Below are 18,748 nucleotides of genomic sequence, written 5' to 3'. Positions count from 1 at the left end.
CTCTTCCCATCTCTCTCAGGACGCCTTGTCAGGTCGTTCCCATTCGTTATTGTTGGCCTTGCATACAATCTCTTGTTCGTGAAAAAAAGACAGGAGATTCGGTTCAAGGCCGAAAAAGTTTGAAAAATCGACGGAGAGGAGTGAGGAACTATGCAGGATCTACCGGGGAAGACCGCCTTTGTGACGGGCGGCGCCAGCGGGATTGGCCTGGGTATCGCCAAGGCCCTGCTGGGGGCGGGCATGAACGTTGCCATTGCCGACATTCGCCAGGACCATCTCGATGAAGCCGCGGCCGAACTGGACGGCGGCGACAAGGTGCTCGCGCTCCAGCTCGACGTGACCGACCGCGACGCCTTTGCCGCGGCTGCCGATGCCACCGAAGCCAAGTTCGGCAAGATCCATATCCTGTGCAACAACGCAGGGGTCGCGGTTGTCGGCCCCACCGACATGGCGACGTTTGCCGACTGGGACTGGGTCATGGGCGTGAACGTGGGCGGCACCATCAATGGCATCGTCACCATGCTGCCGCGTATGCTCAAGCACGGTGAGGGCGGGCACATCGTCAACACCGCCTCGATGTCCGCGCTCGTACCGGCGCCCGGCACCACGATCTATTCCTCGGGCAAGGCGGCTGTCACCTCGATGATGGAATGCATGCGCCCCGAACTGGAATCGCGCGGCATCGTGTGCTCGGCCTTCTGCCCGGGCGCGGTGCAGTCGAACATTGCCGAAGCCGGGCGCACCCGTCCCGACGAGCTGTCCGAGACCGGCTACGCCGAGGCCGACAAGGGCCGCCAGGCGGGCGGCAGCTTCTTCCACCTCTACCAGACCAAGGAAGAGGTCGGTGAGCGCGTGCTGACGGGCATCCTCAACGATGAACTCTACATCCTCACCCACGCCGAATTCCTGATCGGCGTGCAGGAGCGCGGCGAGGCGACCACCGCGGCGGTGCAGGTCCAGCTCCCTGAGAACGAGGAGTACAAGAACACCTTTGGCGTGCTCTTCCGCAACTCGGCGATCACCCAGGAGATCGACCGGCAGAAGGCCCTGCGCGCGGCGCAGATGTCCGAAACCGGCGTCGCGTAAGGGGGCGGGCATGACACAGCTTGCGGGCCGCACGGCCTTCGTGACGGGCGGGGCGAACGGGGTGGGCCTGGGCCTTGCCCGCGCCCTCCTCGCCGAAGGGTGCAAGGTGGCCATCGCCGACGTGCGCGAGGACTCGATCGAGGCTGCGCTCAAGCTGCTGGAGAACCAGCACGTGATAGGCGTGCCGCTCGATGTCGCCTCGCGCGAAAGTTTTGCGCAGGCGGCCGACCGGGTAGAGGCCGAACTTGGCCCGGTCAGCCTCCTCTTCAACAACGCCGGCGTGAACCTTTTTCAGACCATCGACGACAGTTCGTACGATGACTGGGACTGGCTCCTGGGCGTCAACCTGCACGGCGTCATCAACGGGGTGACGACCTTCGTTCCGCGCATGAAGGAGCGGGGCCTGGGCGGACACGTGTGCAACACCGCCTCGATGGCCGCGTTCCTGTGCAACGGCGCGCCGGGCATCTACAACACGACCAAGTTCGCGGTCCGGGGCCTTAGCGAATCCCTGCGCTACAGCCTTGCCGCGCATGGGATCGGTGTCTCGATGCTCTGCCCGGGACTGGTGAAGAGCCAGATCTACGCCAGTGACGCGATCCGGCCCGAAGCGCTCAAGGCGGGCGCGAAAGAGGTGAACACCGAATTCGTGAGCAACCTGGAAAAGCTGCACGAGGCGGGGATGGAACCCGAGGTGATCGCCGCGCGCACGCTGGAAGCGATCCAGGAGAACCGGTTCTACATCTTCTCCCACCCCGAGTTCAAAGACGAGCTGGCCGAAGTCTTCGACGAAGTCCTCGCCGATTTCCGCGAGTACCCCGAAGACCCGGGCCTCGCCGACCGTCTCCAGATCGAGGCGGGCCGGCGCGCCAGCTACAAGAAGGCGCGCGAGGCCGCCAACGCGCTCTGAGCCTTCGGCACCCTTGCGAGAAACGAAACGCGGGCCGCGCAGGGCAATCTGCGCGGCCCGTTTGCGTATGGGGCGACGGCGACGGCGACGGCGACGACACGGCCAGACCCTATCCGATCTGACAGTGGAACCCTGTCCGGCCCTGACGGTACAGCTCACAGGAGCAACCGGGCGTAAAGGCCAGGCGGATGGGGATGCGGATGATGGCAAGCACGGTGGGCGATAGGGCCCTGGACATCGGCGCGAGGGTGGAGGCCTTCGTGCGCGAAGAGGTGATCCCCTACGAGCGCGACCCGCGCCGCGACCACCATGGCGCGCCGAGCGAGGAACTGGTCGCCGAGCTGCGCGATCTTGCCCGCGCGCAGGGGCTGATGACCCCGCACATCCTTCCCGATGGCCGCCACCTCTCGCAGGTGGATACCGCGCACGTCCTGATCCGCTCCGGGCTTTCGCCGCTCGGACCCATTGCGCTCAACACGATGGCCCCGGACGAGGGCAACATGTACCTCCTTGGCCATGTCGCCGCGCCGCATCTCAAGGAACGCTTCCTTGCTCCCCTCCTGACCGGCGCGGTGCGCAGCGCCTTCTTCATGACCGAGCCGGCCGACTGGGGCGGCGCGGGCTCGGACCCGATGATGATGAAGACGACCTGCCGCAAGGAGGGCGAAGACTGGATCATCGAGGGGCGCAAGGCCTTCATCACGGGCGCCGTGGGCGCGCGCGTGGGCATCGTTATGGCCCGCTCGCAGGATCCGCAGAGCGCGGGCGGGGCTTGCATGTTCCTTGTCGACCTGCCCGATCCGGCGATCCGCATTCTCGATGTCCCCAACACCCTCGACACCTCGATGCCCGGCGGGCACGCCACGGTCGAAATCACGAACCTGCGCGTGCCCGCCGACCAGATGCTGGGCGAGGCGGGGGAGGGCTTTCGCTACGCACAGGTGCGCCTCGCGCCTGCGCGTCTCTCGCACTGCATGCGCTGGCTGGGCGCCTGCATCCGCGCGCAGGAGATCGCGACCGATTACGCCTGCCGCCGCGAGGCCTTCGGCAAGACCCTGATCGACCACGAGGGCGTGGGATTCCTCCTCGCGCAGAACCGCATCGAGCTTACACAGGCGCAGCTGATGATCGAATGGTGCGCGCGCGTTCTCGACGAGGGCGGGCAGGGCACCGAGGAAAGCTCGATGACCAAGGTCGCGGTGTCCGAGGCGCTCATGCGCATTGCCGACAATTGCGTCCAGGTCATGGGCGGGAGCGGCGTTGCGGGCACGAGCGTGGTGGAACAGATTTTCCGCGAGGTGCGCGCCTTTCGCATCTACGATGGCCCGACCGAGGTCCACAAGTGGTCGCTTGCCCGAAGGATCAAGCGCGCGTGGCACGAGGCGCAGGCATGAGCGGGAGCGAGACGATCGCCGCGGCCAACAGCGGGACCACCCCGGTGCGCGAGGGCTACGAGATCGACCTCGACCGGCTCGATGCCTGGATGCGCGGGCATGTCGCGGGCTATGCCGGACCTCTGTCGGCCGTGCAGTTTCGCGGCGGACAGTCCAATCCGACCTACCTGCTGACGACGCCGGGCGCGCGCTATGTGCTGCGTCGCAAGCCTCCCGGACAGCTGCTGAAGGGCGCTCATGCCATCGAGCGCGAGGCGCGCGTGATGGCCGCGCTCGGGTCTACCGGCTTTCCGGTTCCACAGGTTCACGCCATCTGCACCGACGATGCGGTCATCGGCACCTGGTTCTTCGTGATGGACATGGTCGAGGGGCGCATCTTCTGGGACGCGACGTTCCCCGATGTGCCGCGCGCCGAGCGGGCTGCCTATTTCGATGCGATGAACCAGGTCCTCGCCGGACTGCACCAGCTCGATTACGCGCGGCTGGGGCTCTGCGACTACGGCAAGCCCGGCAATTACTTCGCACGCCAGATAGGGCGCTGGTCGAAACAGTATCGCGCCGATACGGCCGCGGGGCGCAACGCGGACATGGACCGGCTGGCCCAGTGGCTGCCTGCGAACATCCCCGAGGACGACGAAACGCGCCTCGTCCACGGCGATTTCCGCTGCGACAACCTGATCTTCCATCCCACCGAGCCGCGCGTGATCGCGGTGCTCGACTGGGAGCTCTCGACGCTCGGCCATCCGCTGGCCGACTTCGCCTATGCCGCGATGATGTACCGCATGCCGCCCGACATCGTGGCGGGCCTCAAGGGCGCGGACCTTGCCGCACTCGGCATTCCTAACGAGGCGAGCTTCGTCGCGGCCTATTGCGCGCGCGTGGGGCGCGAGGCGATTCCCGACTGGGATTTCTACATGACCTTCCAGCTTTTCCGGCTCGCCGCGATCTTCCACGGCATCAAGGGCCGGGTGCTGCGCGGCACGGCCGCGAACGCGCAGGCGCTTTCCCGCGCAGAGGCCTTCCCGCGCCTGGCCCGCCTGGCGTGCGACGCGATGGAGCGCGCCTGACGCGCGGGCGAGAGCATCGGGCAATGCACCAGCGCTGATCATGCCGAAGATCTAGAGGGGGGCCACAGGACCGAAGTCGGTCGAACATTCGTACGACTGTAGTGGAGGCCGAGCCGGAATCGAATTGGTGTCGTAAGTGTCTTTCATGACTGCGTAAAACAGGCAGTCGGGTGAAGTCGTCCATCGTTCAAACCATCAAATTTTATTTTTATCCGGGTTCTATTCCGAAAGCCGGAATCGAACGATCTTGGAGGCGTGATTCGCGAATCACCAGTTCCAGTTACCGACCCATTTGAAATGGGAGCTCGCATCTTCCGTTGCGTCACCCACGTTGTGACAAGTTAGGGGTGCTTTTGCGCGGACGCGGCCTATAACTTTTGTGGCATTCAGGCCAAAATTCTACTTTGCGCTGCTGACGGTTCCGTCTCGGTATTTCCCGACCCTTCCAAGACGCTCAGCCGCTAATTTCGCGTTCCCAGGTGCCGTCCGTCCGCTAACCTTATTGGGAAGCGCAAGGCGGGGCCGGCTGTCGCGTTGGACGTCCAGATTAGGAAAACCTGACAAGCAAACCCCGGTGGCATCAGACTAGCCTCGGAGCGTTCGAAGAGGCCGTGAGGAAGCCGAGAAGCGCGTGCCGTTGATTTTTTAGACGAATCGGTCTATTAAATATCTATGGCTTCTAGAACTCCCGACAATGTCCCGCCGAAACGGCGCCGGGGCCGTCCACCGCGCGACCCCAATGCCTCCGAAGCGCGCCAGCGCTTGGTGCGTAGCGGACTCATCCATCTGACAGAGCGAGGGTACAGTTCGGTCGGCATCGACGAGATTCTTGCTCATGCCGATGTGCCCAAAGGCGGATTCTACCACTACTTCAGCGGTAAGGAGCAGTTTGGTCTCGCCTTGATAGAGGCCTACCATGCGTACTTCATCGAGATGTTGGACAGCGCGCTGGCCGACACGAGTATGAGCCCTCTCTCGCGCTTGAAGGCATTTACCCGCAACGCTGAAGCAGGGATGGCACGTCACGAGTTTCGCCGCGGGTGCCTGATTGGCAATCTGGGCCAGGAAATGGCCGCCTTGCCGGAGGTGTTCCGTGCCCGCTTGGTCGAGATTTTCCAGGACTGGCAGGAACGTACCGCCTCTTGCCTACGCAGCGCTCGTGACAGCGGAGAGATCGATCCCCGGCAAGCCCCCGACGCGCTTGCGGCCTTTTTCTGGATTGGCTGGGAGGGCGCCGTTCTACGCGCAAAATTGGAACGCCATGGGCAGCCTCTCAGGCTTTTTGCCGACACCTTCTTCAACCTCGTACAAGCACCGAAGGAATGATCTCATGTTCGACGCAATCCTGATCGAAAAGAACGATGACGGTCAAACCGCAGCGCTCTGCCAAGTCGATGAGAGCTCCTTGCCTGAGGGCGACGTGCTGGTCGACATCGCCTGGACGACTTTAAATTACAAGGATGCCTTGGCGATCACTGGAACCTCGCCGGTCGTCCGCTCGTACCCGATGGTTCCGGGCATTGATTTCACAGGCGTCGTCGCCGAGAGCGGGCATCCCGATTACCGTAGCGGTGATCGGGTCGTCCTGAACGGATGGGGTATCGGCGAGAAGCACTGGGGAGGACTGGCCGGCCGGGCACGCGTATCGGGAGACTGGCTGGTCCCTCTGCCCGAAGGCATTTCTCTGCGGCAGGCGGCTGCGATCGGCACGGCCGGGTATACAGCTATGCTTTGCGTCATGGCGCTTGAGAGGCAAGGTGTAACTCCAGCGATTGGTGAAGTGGCCGTGACCGGTGCGGCAGGAGGTGTCGGTAGCGTTGCCACCAGCCTTCTCGCTGCGAAGGGTTTTGGGGTGGCCGCTGTGACAGGACGGACCAGCGAGGAAGACTATCTTCGTTCCCTTGGAGCAACCTCGATAGTTGAGCGTGCCGAACTGACCGGCGAGGTCCGGCCGCTCGCGCGGGAACGCTGGGGAGCGGCTATCGACGTGGCAGGGGGAAGCGTGCTTGCCAATCTGCTTTCGGTGATGTCCTATCGCGGCGTCGTGGCGTGCTGCGGTCTTGCTGCGGGAATGGATCTCCCCGCAACCGTCGCGCCTTTCATTTTGCGCGGGGTGACATTGGCGGGAATCGATAGTGTCATGTGCCCCAAAACTGATCGCTTAGAGGCATGGCGCCAACTGACCGAGTATCTCGATCTCACACACTTGGATGCAATCACACAGGAAATTCCTTTCGAGGGCGTCCTAGACGTCGCGCCGAAGATGCTTTCCGGAAAGGTCCGTGGCCGCGTGGCGGTGCCGGTCAATAGCGAACTGTGATCAGGCATTGTCGCGATGCACGGCAAAATAGGGGATGCTGCCTTACGAACAGCCACTGGCATAGGAGAGCTGAAGGGCGGCGAACTTGGTTCGCCACCCCACGGCCTTACGGTCGCAAATGCGTGCCTGCCGGACCAACGACCTCCCTGGAGCCTTGACGCCGCGCTCACCCTTCCGCGCCCGACCCTTCTTGGTCATTCAGGCGCCGATTTCGCGCTCCCAGGAGCGGACGGGCAGCTTTCCCATCCCAGACGCGTAGGACGGGCCGGTAGGAGAATGTCCGGTCTGGAGAGCGAGTGCAAGGATAGTTGCCGTTCAAACGGCCTCGGCTGCCGACTCTTTGTCTCCATTCAGGCCTCGCTTTCCGTTCATGAAATGCGGAGCGGTAGCTTGCAGCACTCGTCTCGAGATAGCTGTCGTTCGGTAGCTGTTCGCTTTACCAGCTCGGGGGGCGAGCATGCCGCTGACCGTGTTTCAGAATGTGGCGCCCAGGCGCATGCCGATGATGAACGCGGTGTCGCGCTCACCGCTGGCCGGATCGATCAGTTGCATGTCCGCTCCCAATATGAAATTGCGATTGAGGGCGAAGTTGTACCAAGCCTCGAAACCCTTTTCGTCATCGATATCGATAAGCGATACCGTCGTGTCCTGCAGCACGTCGCTGAAGTTGTAATAGAACGCGCCGATACCGAAGCTGTCCGCTTCGCGTCCCGCGATCATCGCGTGACCGGCCAGGCCCACGATGAACGATGACTGGATGACGTTGGGGTTGCCATCGGCAATCGCGGCCTTGGCGTAAAGGCCAAGCCCCTTTGCGGGGTCGGCCTGGCTCTGCGCGAGCAGGTGGCTGACCTGAACGGCGATATTGAAGCTGCCATTCCGGGTCGAGCGCTCGAAGCCCGGCGGAAGCAGGATGTCCTTGAAGTCGCTGCCGCGCTTGGTGGAAACTGTGCCCGTCACGCCGATGCTGGAGGGGCGGCCGTCGATCCCTCCGCTCCATGTCCCGCCAAATGAGAGATTGACCCCCGTCGCAAAGAGACCATCGATCCAGTAATCATCGCTCCTGTCATTGGGATCAAAGACCATGGCCGTAAGGCCTACGTCGCCGACCTGATGCGTGAGTATACCGCCCATGAGGACCGGAGGGACCACCCCGGACGGCGGTGCGACAAAGACAATGCTCTTGAACCGCCTGTTCCCCATCCCACCAAAGAACGGGTCACTGTCGAGCAGGTCGACAGCATTGACCTTGCCGACGATGAGGTTGGTAGTTGGGCCCATCTTCTGGAGGACATAGAGCGAGGTCAGTTCCGGCCCCTTTCCACTGAGGGGCAAGAAGGCTCCCGTGTTCGTGGGCAACAGGGCGCCTCCACGACCAAGCCCCGCGCTGTCGCCTTCGCGCCATTCCAGATGTGTCCGCAACAGGGTGCCTCGCCAGAGCCCCAGCCCGTCGCTCGCAAAGTCGGTATAGAGATCGCCCCGGATCGTGAACTGCGCATCGCTGTCTCCGTCTCCGGCCGCGCGCGCTTCGACGAACCCGGTCAGGTCCAGGCGCGGATTGACACCCGCGATATCGAGGGCTGCGGCCAGGCTGGGCGCAGGATCCGCCGTGTCCTGACTTCGCGCAGGCTGCGCGAGAAGGGGCGATGATAGGGCCAAGGTGGCAAAGAGCCGTATCGTTACGCCCACAATCATTCCGCCTCCCGGGTCGTAGAGAATAAGGCCGGTCCGTTCGGCATGCCTGTCAATCGCGCTTCCAGATCGTTCGACCTTCCTTGATCGTTTCTTCGACCTGAATCTTGTCGAGGTCTTCCGGAGCGGTTTTCAGGGGATCGGCGGACAAAATGATGAAGTCGGCCAGTTTGCCGGTCTTGATCGATCCCTTCCGGTCTTCCTCGAAAATCTGGAACGCAGGCCAGATCGTCATGGCGCGCAGGGCGGTATAGGTATCGACCCGCTGCTCAGGGCCCAGCACCTTGCCGGATCGGGTGCGGCGATTGACCGTGGCCCAGAGCACGCGCATCGAATCGGGCAAGGCGACCGGTGCATCGTGATGCGTGGTGAAGATCATCCCGGCCTTGCGGTACCATTGGGTCGGCGAGATGTTCTGGGCCAACTCGGGTCCGACCGTATGTTCGGCATGCCAGTCGCCCCAATAGAACGTGTGCATCGGGAAGAGCGAAGGGATCACTCCCAGGGCCTTGTATCGGGCAATCTGGTCAAAACGTTCGAACTGCCCATGGATGAGAACCGGCCGACGATCTTTCTTGCCGTAGGCCTTTTCCGCTTCGGTCAGGGCGTCGATCAAGAGGTCTCCAGCCTTTTCGCCATTGGCATGCGCGATCACCGGAATGGTGTTGGCATAGGTCCAGGCGATAGTGTCCTTGAAGGTTTCGGGATCGACCGAGGCATAACCGGCGTAGCCTTCCGGATAGTCGCCGACAGGATCGTAGTAGGGCCGGTCCCGCCAAGCCGTGAAGCCCTGGGGAGACCCGTCGATCACCATCTTCCCGCCGGCGACCCGGAAATGATCGGTATAGTCGGGGCTGTAGTTCTTCTCAAGGTAGTCCTGACCAACGAGCAGGTCGACATAGGTGACAACATCGACCTTGAAGCCACCGTCCGCCGCAACCTTGCGCATCACGGCCGCTGTATCGGGTATGGAGCGCCCTTCCTGAACGGTCGTGTATCCGAACGCGGCCCAGGACTGCGCGCCTGCGCTTGCAAATGTTTCGACACCAGCGGAGCCAACGGCCTCAAGCAGTTTGGGCAGCAGGGTGAAGAAAGCAATCTCTTCGACGACACCGTTAGGGGTCTTGCCATCCGCTTCGCGCTGGATGACGCCGCCTTCGGGGTCCGGGGTCTCGGCGGTGTAACCCACCGCCTTGAGGCCTGCGGTGTTGAGAACGCCGATGTGCGTCGATTGATGCACCAGCAGAATGGGCACGTCAGCCGAGACCGCATCGAGATCCTGGCGCGTGGGGTGGCGCACTTCCTCAAGCTGGGAATTGTCGTAGCCAAAGCCCACGATCACGCCAACCTTGTCCACCGTCTCGGCGTTGGCCGCCATCCAGCCCCTGAGGGTCTTCTGCAGCGAGGAGATGTCACTGCCTTCGCCATCGGGAGGGGGTAGAAGATTGGCCGAAAGAGCCTGGATTCCGCCGAGGAAGATATGCCCGTGCGGGTCCACGAAGCCCGGCAGCATCGTCTTGCCTGCCAGGTCGAACGTCGCAGTGTCGGCATCCTGCAGGGACGTCACACCGCTTTTTTTACCAGCATATACGATCTTGCCATCTTCCACTGCGACCGCTTCGACATATCGGGGCCTGTCCCCCTCCATCGTCAGGATCGGCCCGCCCCAATACACGGCATCGGCTTGCGCAAAGGCGAGGTTCGACAAGAACATCGAAGCCACGACGGATGTCGTGAAGGCCGATCTCAGAGCCGCTCTGACATTGCCGATGGCCATGATTTCACTCCTCTCTTACGTGCCCCAAAAGATCTACTTACCGCCTGGCACATGCGAGCACCGTGGATTCCTACCTCGGCTCAGTCGTCAGCCACATCGGGGTTTCCCCGTAAGGACTTCGGCAAGTTGGATGAATTGACGCAATTCGGCACAAGGAACAGCCTGCTGGAGGCCGCCACGAGATGCCCGTTCAAAGCTGCTCGGCCATGCACTGGTATGACCCGTACTACTGACGCCGGTATCGGGGGCAGCAGTCGATCATGGGAAGCGACAAACACAGGCATTCACCTCCTTCGAACTAGTCTGCCGTCCGATCGTGACAAGTATTGATCCCAAGAACAAGGGTGTCCATCGCACAGATGCAGCCAATCGCTCTGCGGATGGCACGTCGACGATCATTATTTCGATTGACATAATGCCGCTTTTTCTCGCGTTATGATGTCAAATGCACATGAATATTGGAGTCTCAAATGGGCTTTCTTAAGGCCTTGCCTGCACTTGTATTGGCTCTCGCACCACTGCAGGGCGCAGCACAGTCGCCCGCTCTTCAAGATGCCTTTGATCGCTTCCCTCAACTTTCGAACACGACGGTCTATGTCGGCCGAGAAGTTCTGACATTGAACCCGGATGCGCCCTCGGCCGAAGCCGTGGCGGTTGCGCATGGCCGGATCATCGACGTCGGGACTTTGGAGGGTATCGAGGGTCGCCTGCCCGAAGGCAGCTACACAGTCGATCGCAGTTTTGAAGACAAGGTCATTGTTCCGGGCTTTGTCGAGCAGCACCTGCACCCCCTCCTGGGGGCGCTGGCGATGATGTCCGACGCGATTATCTCGATCGAAGACTGGCAGTCACCGACGGGGTTGGCCCCGATGGCCAACAGTGAGGAAGAGTTCCGTGCGCGACTGATAGAGGCAATCGGCGAATTTGACGCGGACAGCGGACGGCCGATGTTGGTTTGGGGCTATCATTCCGCATGGCACGGCGACATGAGCCGCGCGCTCCTGGACGAACTCGCGCCCGACCTCCCTGTGGCGATCTGGCAGCGCTCCACCCATGAGATGTATTTCAATTCAGCGGCTATCAAGCAGATGGAGATCACCGAGGCGTACATTGCGAGCTGGCCGAACGAGCTGGCCCGGTCTCAGGCCGATCTCAAGAATGGGCACTTTGTCGAGGCGGCCTTTTTCGAGCATATCTTCTTCGAGAAATTCGCACCGGCCCTGGTAACCATCGACAGGCTCATGGCAGCCTTGGAATTTACCGAGGATTCCTATCACCGTAGTGGCATCACGACGCTGGCCGAACCGGCCGGCCCCGTCGACCCCAAGGCCCAGGCACTGGTCGCAAAGGCATTCGGGGGCGACGATACTCCCTTCAACTTTTTCTTCATTCCCGATGGCCGCACCCTCGGCGTGATGTATCTGGAAAATGGAGGGCCGCAGAAGGTTCTGGCCGAGACCGAAGCCATGCTGGACTGGAGCGATGGCCGGACGCAGTTCCTGCCAAACCAGATCAAGCTCCTGCTGGACGGCGCGATCTACAGCGAGTTGATGGTCCTGCGCGAGGGCTATCGCGACGGGCATGATGGTGAATGGATCATGACCCCGGATTTCTTCAGGCAGGTTTTCGATCTCTACTGGGACGCGGGCTTCCAGATCCATGTTCACAACCTTGGCGATGGCGGGCTCGATATCCTGCTCGATACGCTGGAGGCGGCCATGCAGCGCAATCCACGCTTTGACCATCGCACCGTCGTCGTGCATTTCGGCTACGCCCAGCCCGACCAGATCGCGCGGATCAAGGATCTAGGCGCCATTGTGAGCGCCAATGCCTTCTACACGCCAACACTTGCGGACCGATATGCCCAAGGCAACGTCGGCGTTAAGCGTACCGAGCGCATGGTGCCTCTTGGCGATGTGATCCGGGCCCGCATTCCGTTCTCGATGCACTCCGACATGCCTATGGCACCGGCCGAGCCCCTGAAATACATGTGGGCTGCGGTGAACCGGATTTCCACGAGCGGTTCGGTCATTGGCCCGGAGCAGCGGATCACCGCAGAGGAAGCCTTGAAGGGCATTACGCTTGGCGCGGCCCATTCCATTCAGATGGAGGACGAGATCGGGTCCATCGAACGCGGCAAGCTGGCAAACTTCACGATCCTCGAAGAAAATCCGCTTACGGTGGACCCGATGACCCTCTCGGACATCAACGTCTGGGGAACCGTGCTCGAAGGCCGCGTGCAACCCGCGCCCCCCGCCCCTGGCAGCGTTGGTAATGAGACCACGGCTCGGCTCATCATCGACGACCCGGAGCGCATTTTGAAGGCGTCCCTTCTCCACGCTCGGAGCAAGGTGCATCACCACAATCATTAGATGTCACTGGCGGGTTGACATCCTCTGTCGCAATGCAAGAGCGTTGCACAAGTCTCTTTGGCGCGCGCGAAGATGAATATTGCTTCATCCCAGTCTCTTCCTTGTCAGGAGCTTGGGGTGGGCCACTGCCAATGTCCGCTTTCAAGCGCGATGTTGCAGCGGTCGAATGGCCAACTTGGGCGCCTACCGGCAGTGCGCCTTCGTCAGCGTAGTCTGGCGACCGTGTCGGAAATAGCTTTGGCTCGGCCTTTTGCGGTCTTGAGATTGTTGATGCGATGCAGGATGGCATAGCGGTCGCTGCGCCTGAGAGCATGAAACGCAGCTGCTGCTTCGGGTGAGGCGTCGAGCGCCGCCTGGAATTCGGCGCATGGCTCTGCCGTGCTGGCAGGCGCATAGGCCGCATCCCATCGTCCGTCAGCCTGTGCCGCCTGGATCTCGGCCAGCCCAGCGGGCCGCATCCGTTCGGCCGCGATCAACTCTCCAGCGCGTTGACGGTTGACCTGGGACCAGCGACTGGCTGGCCGCCGTGTTGTGAAGCGAGTGAGCCAGTAGCTCTCGTCATAAGGGTGCTGCTGTCCGTCGATCCAACCGTGACATAGCGCAGCATCGATCGCATCAGCCTTGGAGAGGCCCGTAACCGGGGCACCCTTCTTCCGCAGCTTGACCCAGATACTGGGTGATCGTCTCGGCTCGGCGGCAAGCCATCGCTCGAACGCGAAACGGTCCGCAAATGCTAGGATCGGCAGACCAAGGCGTTGCTCGTGATCCGCCATCGTTCAATTCTCCTCGCTGGCGCGCTGCGCATCGGCCATGGCTGTCAGCCAACGTCGCCGCAGCACGACCGCATGTTCGGGATATTTCTCATCAAGAAAATCTATCGCCATGATTCGATCTGTTCGGAAGATGCGGAAGTCCTGCCGCATCTCGCACCATGCCATCACGGACCGGATCGTGACGACGTAGCCGACCATGAAGGGCCATGCGATCCGCTCGCTCACGGCACCATTTTCATCGCGATAGTCGATCCTGATTTTTTGCCCCCGCCGACTCCATTCACGGAGGCGGGCGACATCGACCGTCGCGTCCGTAAGCTGTTCACGCGGAGGCGGCGTTCCCACTGCAGGATCGTCAAACAATGGTCGTAAATCGTCGGGCACGATCGCTGCCAGTTTAGCCAGAACCGCCATGGCGCCGCGCGCGAGATCCGTGTCCGCATGCGCGATCACCCATTGCGCCCCGAGCGTTACCGCCTCGACTTCATTCGAGGTCAACATCAGCGGCGGCAGATCGAAGCCCTTCTCCAGGACGTAGCCTACGCCCGGCTCTCCACGGATCGGCACTCGTTGGGCAATAAGCGTAGCAATGTCGCGATAGATGGTACGCCGGCTTGTCTCCAATGCAGCGGCAATGGCATCGCCGGACAGCGGCCTGCTCGCCTGCCGCAGCACCTGGATGATTTCAAAGAGACGATCTGCGCGGCGCATGTTTCAATATCTTCGCAAGGACAGGTGCCCGCTGCAAGTTCAGGACATGGCGACCAGGATCACACATGAGACAAGGCTGCCGATGACGAACAACGGCACATTGATCATGGCATAGTAGAAAGGGCGCGGAAACAGCGGATTGATCGCGATGTTGACTGTCATTGCACCGAGATAACCAACGCCAATAATCGCGCCGAGACCGAGCGCGTTACCGTAATCATCAATGCGCAGAGCCTGCAGCAGAAAAGCGGTCGTCACGATCGTGACCGCACCACACAGGAGTGGGCCGATCAGGAATATCGGCGCCGGCCTTAGAGGTGGCCGGTCTTCAATTCCGAGCGCACGGGCATACGGCTTGGCAAACAGCGCCGCGAACCAGATGCCACCGAGAAGAAAGTTAGCGACGGTCGCGGTCAGTACGGCCAGAAAATTGATCTGAGAGAAGGCGTCGATCACGCAGTTGGTCCCCTATATGGCGTTGAGGACGATCGGTAGCAGCGTGATGCTGCCACCGTGGTGGCAGGATTGATGTCACTGCCTCAGCACGAGTTCGTGGCACCGTCTGATAACTCTGGCCGTGATCGAACGGCCGGTTATGGGATCGCCATCTCGCCAACGGAATGACCGGCATGGGCGCTTAGTGACCGTTTCCGGGGGCGACCCTTCTTTGTCGCTCACGGGACGTTTCCAGAATCCAGACAGCGGACAGAACCAGATCCTTGCCTGGCCGCACCGCAATATCGGCTTCGTTGGACCTTGAAGACTGTCCGGAAACAAGGACCGAAATCCGGTAAGCTGCCGTACATGCAGGTCGCACAGTCCGGTGTTCCTATTGTCAGAAAATATTTCGTCGCGATCGTTAGGACGGCCGCCTCAATGCCCACAAAAACCATAGGGGTGGGCAATGCTAAGGACAGACCAGTGTTTTCGTGGATGTGAAGTTTTGACGAAGATCGAGCGGGCAGCGCAGCGCGCGACAGGCCGACGGCTCGGCGGCCCGAAGCATTCCAGTCATCGCCGCTTGAGGTTCACGCGTATCTCGTCATCTACAAACCAGCCCCCGCCCTCGCTCCACGACGAGATAATACCGCGCGAGTCGAGCCATTGGACCAACTCTCGATTCCGATCCGATTTCACCAATCGCGGAATATGATATCCGATTGAGATCTCTGAATAGGGTTTGGGCAGCGCTACAAGAATTTGGCACGCTTCATCGACGGTCAGGTTCAAATGAAGCTTGTTGAACAGGGAAATCTGCGTCTCGACTGGCTTTGAATGCAGGATCAGCGATCGTGACTTTGTCGCATCAAGGCCAGATATTCCTACATTGGTGCGGTCAAGAATCGGGCCAATGAGCGCAGCTCGTTCGGGCCGTTCTGCTAGCGTGGTCAAATCCATGAGATCAATGATCGCACGCTTGTTGCCGTCGTTTATCGTGCCGTTTAGAAGCTCCTCGCGGAGGTCATCGTCGACAGGAAAAGCTTCAGGTTTCGCGAGATAGGCCTGGATATTTTCCGAAACGAAAAGCACCAGCAAATCCGTTTCAGCATCGAGCGTGCCGAGGTTCTCCGCTGAGAATGTGATTTTGTGCTCCTCGATGAGGATACCGAGCTTCGCCGAATCGAGGTCCTTGGGAAATTCCCGGAATGCTTTGGGCAAGGCCCGGACATAGTCACGGTAACTACGATCGCTCAGCGCATCGGCATTCACAAGGAACCGGCGCAGCGGCAGCGTTTGAGGCTCGTTTGCCAGAGAGCGACTCGTTAGCGCCGTGCGCACATCGTCCCGGTCGAGGTAATCCACCAGGATTTCTGCGGCGAAGCCACCGCTGCACATGAACGCGATGCAATTCTCCCATGTCGCTGCGATCCGTCCGAACTCAACGACCATGGCGTGCCGGCTTTCCGGTATTCCGTCCAGCGACGCCAGGAGCGCCCCTTGGCGTCCGAGAAATTCGCGAAGATTGGTTTCGTTAATCTCCTCGCGACCAAGCAGGTCGATAATGGCTGCGGGATCTTCTTGCGAGTTGCCCTCAAGCTTCAGCAAGATCTTGCCGAGGTAGCGGTCGAAGTCACGCTCGACTCTTGCCATAACTGCAGGATCGGTGATCGAACGCAGCGTGGTGAAATTACGCGTGCGAAACCCAACGAGATCGGCTTCGCCCAGAACCTTGCTGTAAACGTGTTCCAGATTGGCAATCGAAATGTCGAAAAGACCCTTCTCCACCATGTAGCGCACGACGCCAGTGTGCCCCCCGATGGCGGAAAGATCTTGGATCTCGAAGCCAATTCGTTCGAGACGTTCAGGCGCCAAATCGGGAGCAAGCGTCAGGATTTCGGCAAGCTTGGCTGCGACGAATTCAGGCAGTTCGTCACGCTCGCGTGCCAACGTCTCAAGCGCACTTTCAGGCAGATTAGCTACTATATGCGTGACATGGGAAAGATTGCGCTTGCTGGAAATTGCCCTCGGCACAAACTGTTTCCAGTGGTCTGCCAGACCGGCGAGCAAGCATGCGACGGCACATCCGGTGGAATAGTAGGCCTCGAGGAAATCTTCGCTGCTATCGAAACGGGAAGCGATGAACTCGAAAAGCTTGGCCGTCTGATCGCGGTACAAGGCGGTCTCGCTCAGGAGGCAGTCGACAAGCTTGACGTTGAGGACATAGCTTTGTCCGAAATCCTCATCGCGCATCGCGGCGATGACCTCTTTGGGGTTGTCGATTTGAAAGCCCGGGTCCGGTGTAACAAAGGCCCGTATCTGGATCAGGAACTTGTTGTCGTTGGGCGACAGCCGGCCGGAATGGAAAAGCGAGGTATATTGATAATAGCTATCGTCGAGATGTCCTTCGAGGATCAGAAAGCGCGCTAGTTCTCCATTCTCATTGAAGCCATCGAAGAGGTCGGACACTCGCTCGGCGCTCGAACGCACCAGCTCATTGAATTTGCTGGTCCGAAGTGCCGCAATCTTGGCCCTGAGGTCGCGGATACGCCGTGCACTGGCGTTCTTGCTTGCCTCTGACTTGGTCTCAATTTGCGCCTTGCGCTCCAGGTAAGTTTTCTGGCTTTCGACGTCCCTCTGCAAGCTGGAGATATCGAACCGTTGTCGGTGATTATGCGCAGTCCGATAGGTAATATGCGACGCGGCGATCACTCGATCAAACGCGTCGGACCCCACCAGGTCGGTGACCATGATCCATGACTGCCCATCAAGGCTGACGCCAACGGTGCCTCCAGGCAGTTTCTGAATAAGCGCCATGGCGTAGATCAGGCGCAGTTCCTTCAGGTCCGAAGGCGTCTGCCGCTCTGCTATGTCAATCTGCTGTTCGAGCTCTGCGATCTCGGCCTTGCATAGTGCCTCCCCATGCGCCACCAGTTCGTCGTGGCGGCCCAGAATCTCGGCAAGATTGCCTTCGCCGCGATGCAGTTCTTCGAAATCCCGGGGGTACACGTTCTTGTAGATCAGAATCGCCAGCAGTTTGTTGGCGTCGAGAATATTCTCGTCATCGGTTTCCAGATTGGCGACGTAGATGGCATATTCGTTGAAGATGTTCTGGATAAGCCTCAGGTCATTCAAATATCGCGAGACTTCCCTCAGGAACTGCCGGTCAAGGCGCCCGTCGAGCGCGAGCCTCTTGCCCTGCTCGAGCACCATATCGATCGAGTTCGAGGCGTTGATGATCGGAATGACCGGGATGATGAATTCAAAGAACTTGGTCCTGTCAGTGTTATCAAATACGTCGTCGCGCAGCGCGTAAAGAAATCTGATGGTTCGATTGACGCCGGCGTTCTCGTTAACCAAGCTATTGATTTCACGCAAGGTTACGAAGATTTCGGGGTCCTGGAAACGATCGAGGTCTTCAATTATGACTAGATCATATTTCGTCGACTGGAAGAAGTAGATAATCTCATCCAAGTGGCGATTGAGGATCGATTCCTGACTGTCAGACGCTGGCCTGATTTCTATGTCTCTTAGAGAAATGCTCTTTAGCGACAGCCCAAAGCTGGCGACATAGAAATGATGCAGCGTGACCCACAAAAATAGTGCGGCAAATGCAATGATGGCGAACTTAGGCCAGCTGCTGAAAGCGAGAGGGGTAAAGAAGGCGCCGCTAACGACGGCATCCCGCACCGAGAAAACGTACCAAAGCGCAACCAAGCCGAGTACAATGTACAGCGACTTCAGAACCGAAAGAACGCCAGGAGACTGAATTCTCTTGAAGCGGGACAGGGGGAGCTTGTTGGCATCGGCGCCGTAAAGCATTTGCTGGAGAATACTTCTTTCAATCTCCTGTCGGCTTAGCCTTTCGGCTTCTGAGCCGGCATCATGAACGAACGCGGCCAGCGAAATATGAAGGGTCGGCCTTTGATAGTGCTTCAGGAAGGACCGGATAATGCTGCTTTTTCCTGACCCATAGGGCCCCGTCAGCGCTATATTGCTTATGTTCGGGTCGGTCGTCGCGAAACGGAGGGCTTCGGCATAAACTCCATCCTTGTCGGCCTGGTCGGTCGGCGCGAGATTGACGAACTTGGATTGCGTGGGTGCGAGACGCCCCAGGTTTTCCAGAGCGGTCGCCAATCGGATCAGGCGGCCAGCCAACCAGTTTGTCGAAGCTACAATGCGGCTATTCATGGGAAATCGAACTAGCA

General features: G+C 60.3%; 13 protein-coding genes. 7 read left to right on the top strand and 6 right to left on the bottom strand.

Annotated features, from left to right (window positions below; translation table 11 throughout):
* Positions 1-150 precede the first annotated feature (150 nt).
* The 6 genes from LC060_RS07610 (at position 151) to LC060_RS07585 (ending at position 6,777) form a co-directional block, all read left to right on the top strand.
* A complete protein-coding gene (locus LC060_RS07610; RefSeq protein WP_226634164.1) occupies positions 151-1,086 on the top strand; it encodes an SDR family NAD(P)-dependent oxidoreductase in 936 nt (311 codons plus the stop codon).
* A 10-nt stretch (positions 1,087-1,096) separates the two neighbouring features.
* On the top strand, positions 1,097-1,996 hold the full coding sequence (locus tag LC060_RS07605; RefSeq protein ID WP_226634163.1) for an SDR family NAD(P)-dependent oxidoreductase: 900 nt from the start codon (positions 1,097-1,099) through the stop codon (positions 1,994-1,996).
* A gap of 203 nt (positions 1,997-2,199) precedes the next feature.
* A complete protein-coding gene (locus LC060_RS07600) occupies positions 2,200-3,390 on the top strand; it encodes an acyl-CoA dehydrogenase family protein (RefSeq protein WP_226635272.1) in 1,191 nt (396 codons plus the stop codon).
* On the top strand, positions 3,387-4,457 hold the full coding sequence (locus tag LC060_RS07595; protein WP_226635270.1) for a phosphotransferase: 1,071 nt from the start codon (positions 3,387-3,389) through the stop codon (positions 4,455-4,457). The genes LC060_RS07600 and LC060_RS07595 overlap by 4 nt, the downstream gene beginning before the upstream one ends.
* 765 nt (positions 4,458-5,222) lie before the next feature.
* Positions 5,223-5,783 (top strand): TetR/AcrR family transcriptional regulator, encoded by a 561-nt coding sequence (locus LC060_RS07590; protein WP_226634161.1) that lies wholly within the window; start codon positions 5,223-5,225, stop codon positions 5,781-5,783.
* Positions 5,784-5,787: 4 nt separating this feature from the next.
* Positions 5,788-6,777, top strand: a complete 990-nt coding sequence (locus LC060_RS07585; RefSeq protein WP_226634160.1) for an MDR family oxidoreductase — start codon at positions 5,788-5,790, stop codon at positions 6,775-6,777.
* 474 nt (positions 6,778-7,251) lie between these two features.
* Here the strand turns inward: LC060_RS07585 and LC060_RS07580 are convergent, their stop codons facing one another.
* Positions 7,252-8,472: a carbohydrate porin gene (locus LC060_RS07580; RefSeq protein ID WP_226634158.1), complete on the bottom strand. Its 1,221-nt coding sequence runs from the start codon at positions 8,470-8,472 to the stop codon at positions 7,252-7,254.
* 49 nt (positions 8,473-8,521) lie between these two features.
* Positions 8,522-10,246, bottom strand: coding sequence for an amidohydrolase (locus tag LC060_RS07575; protein WP_226634156.1), 1,725 nt, complete (start codon positions 10,244-10,246; stop codon positions 8,522-8,524).
* Between the two features lie 470 nt (positions 10,247-10,716).
* Here LC060_RS07575 and LC060_RS07570 point away from each other — a divergent pair, with 470 nt between their 5' ends.
* Complete coding sequence (locus LC060_RS07570; RefSeq protein WP_226634154.1) at positions 10,717-12,618, top strand: amidohydrolase; 1,902 nt, start codon at positions 10,717-10,719, stop codon at positions 12,616-12,618.
* A gap of 203 nt (positions 12,619-12,821) precedes the next feature.
* On the opposite strand, the gene LC060_RS07565 is transcribed toward LC060_RS07570, so the two are convergent.
* From LC060_RS07565 to LC060_RS07550, 4 genes are all read right to left on the bottom strand, one after another.
* Entirely contained in the window at positions 12,822-13,391 is a 570-nt protein-coding gene (locus LC060_RS07565; RefSeq protein WP_226634152.1) for a YdeI/OmpD-associated family protein, read from the bottom strand.
* A gap of 3 nt (positions 13,392-13,394) precedes the next feature.
* Complete coding sequence (locus tag LC060_RS07560; protein ID WP_226634149.1) at positions 13,395-14,102, bottom strand: helix-turn-helix transcriptional regulator; 708 nt, start codon at positions 14,100-14,102, stop codon at positions 13,395-13,397.
* Between the two features lie 39 nt (positions 14,103-14,141).
* Positions 14,142-14,558 carry a DUF1761 domain-containing protein gene (locus LC060_RS07555; protein ID WP_226634147.1) on the bottom strand — a complete coding sequence of 139 codons (417 nt, stop codon included), beginning with the start codon at positions 14,556-14,558 and terminating at the stop codon, positions 14,142-14,144.
* A 555-nt stretch (positions 14,559-15,113) separates the two neighbouring features.
* A complete protein-coding gene (locus LC060_RS07550) occupies positions 15,114-18,731 on the bottom strand; it encodes a hypothetical protein (protein ID WP_226634146.1) in 3,618 nt (1,205 codons plus the stop codon).
* Positions 18,732-18,748: the final 17 nt, after the last annotated feature.

The sequence above is a fragment of the Novosphingobium profundi genome (assembly GCF_020524485.1).
Taxonomy (GTDB): Bacteria; Pseudomonadota; Alphaproteobacteria; order Sphingomonadales; family Sphingomonadaceae; genus Novosphingobium; species Novosphingobium profundi_A.
This window is presented reverse-complemented; position numbering and strand designations above follow the sequence as displayed.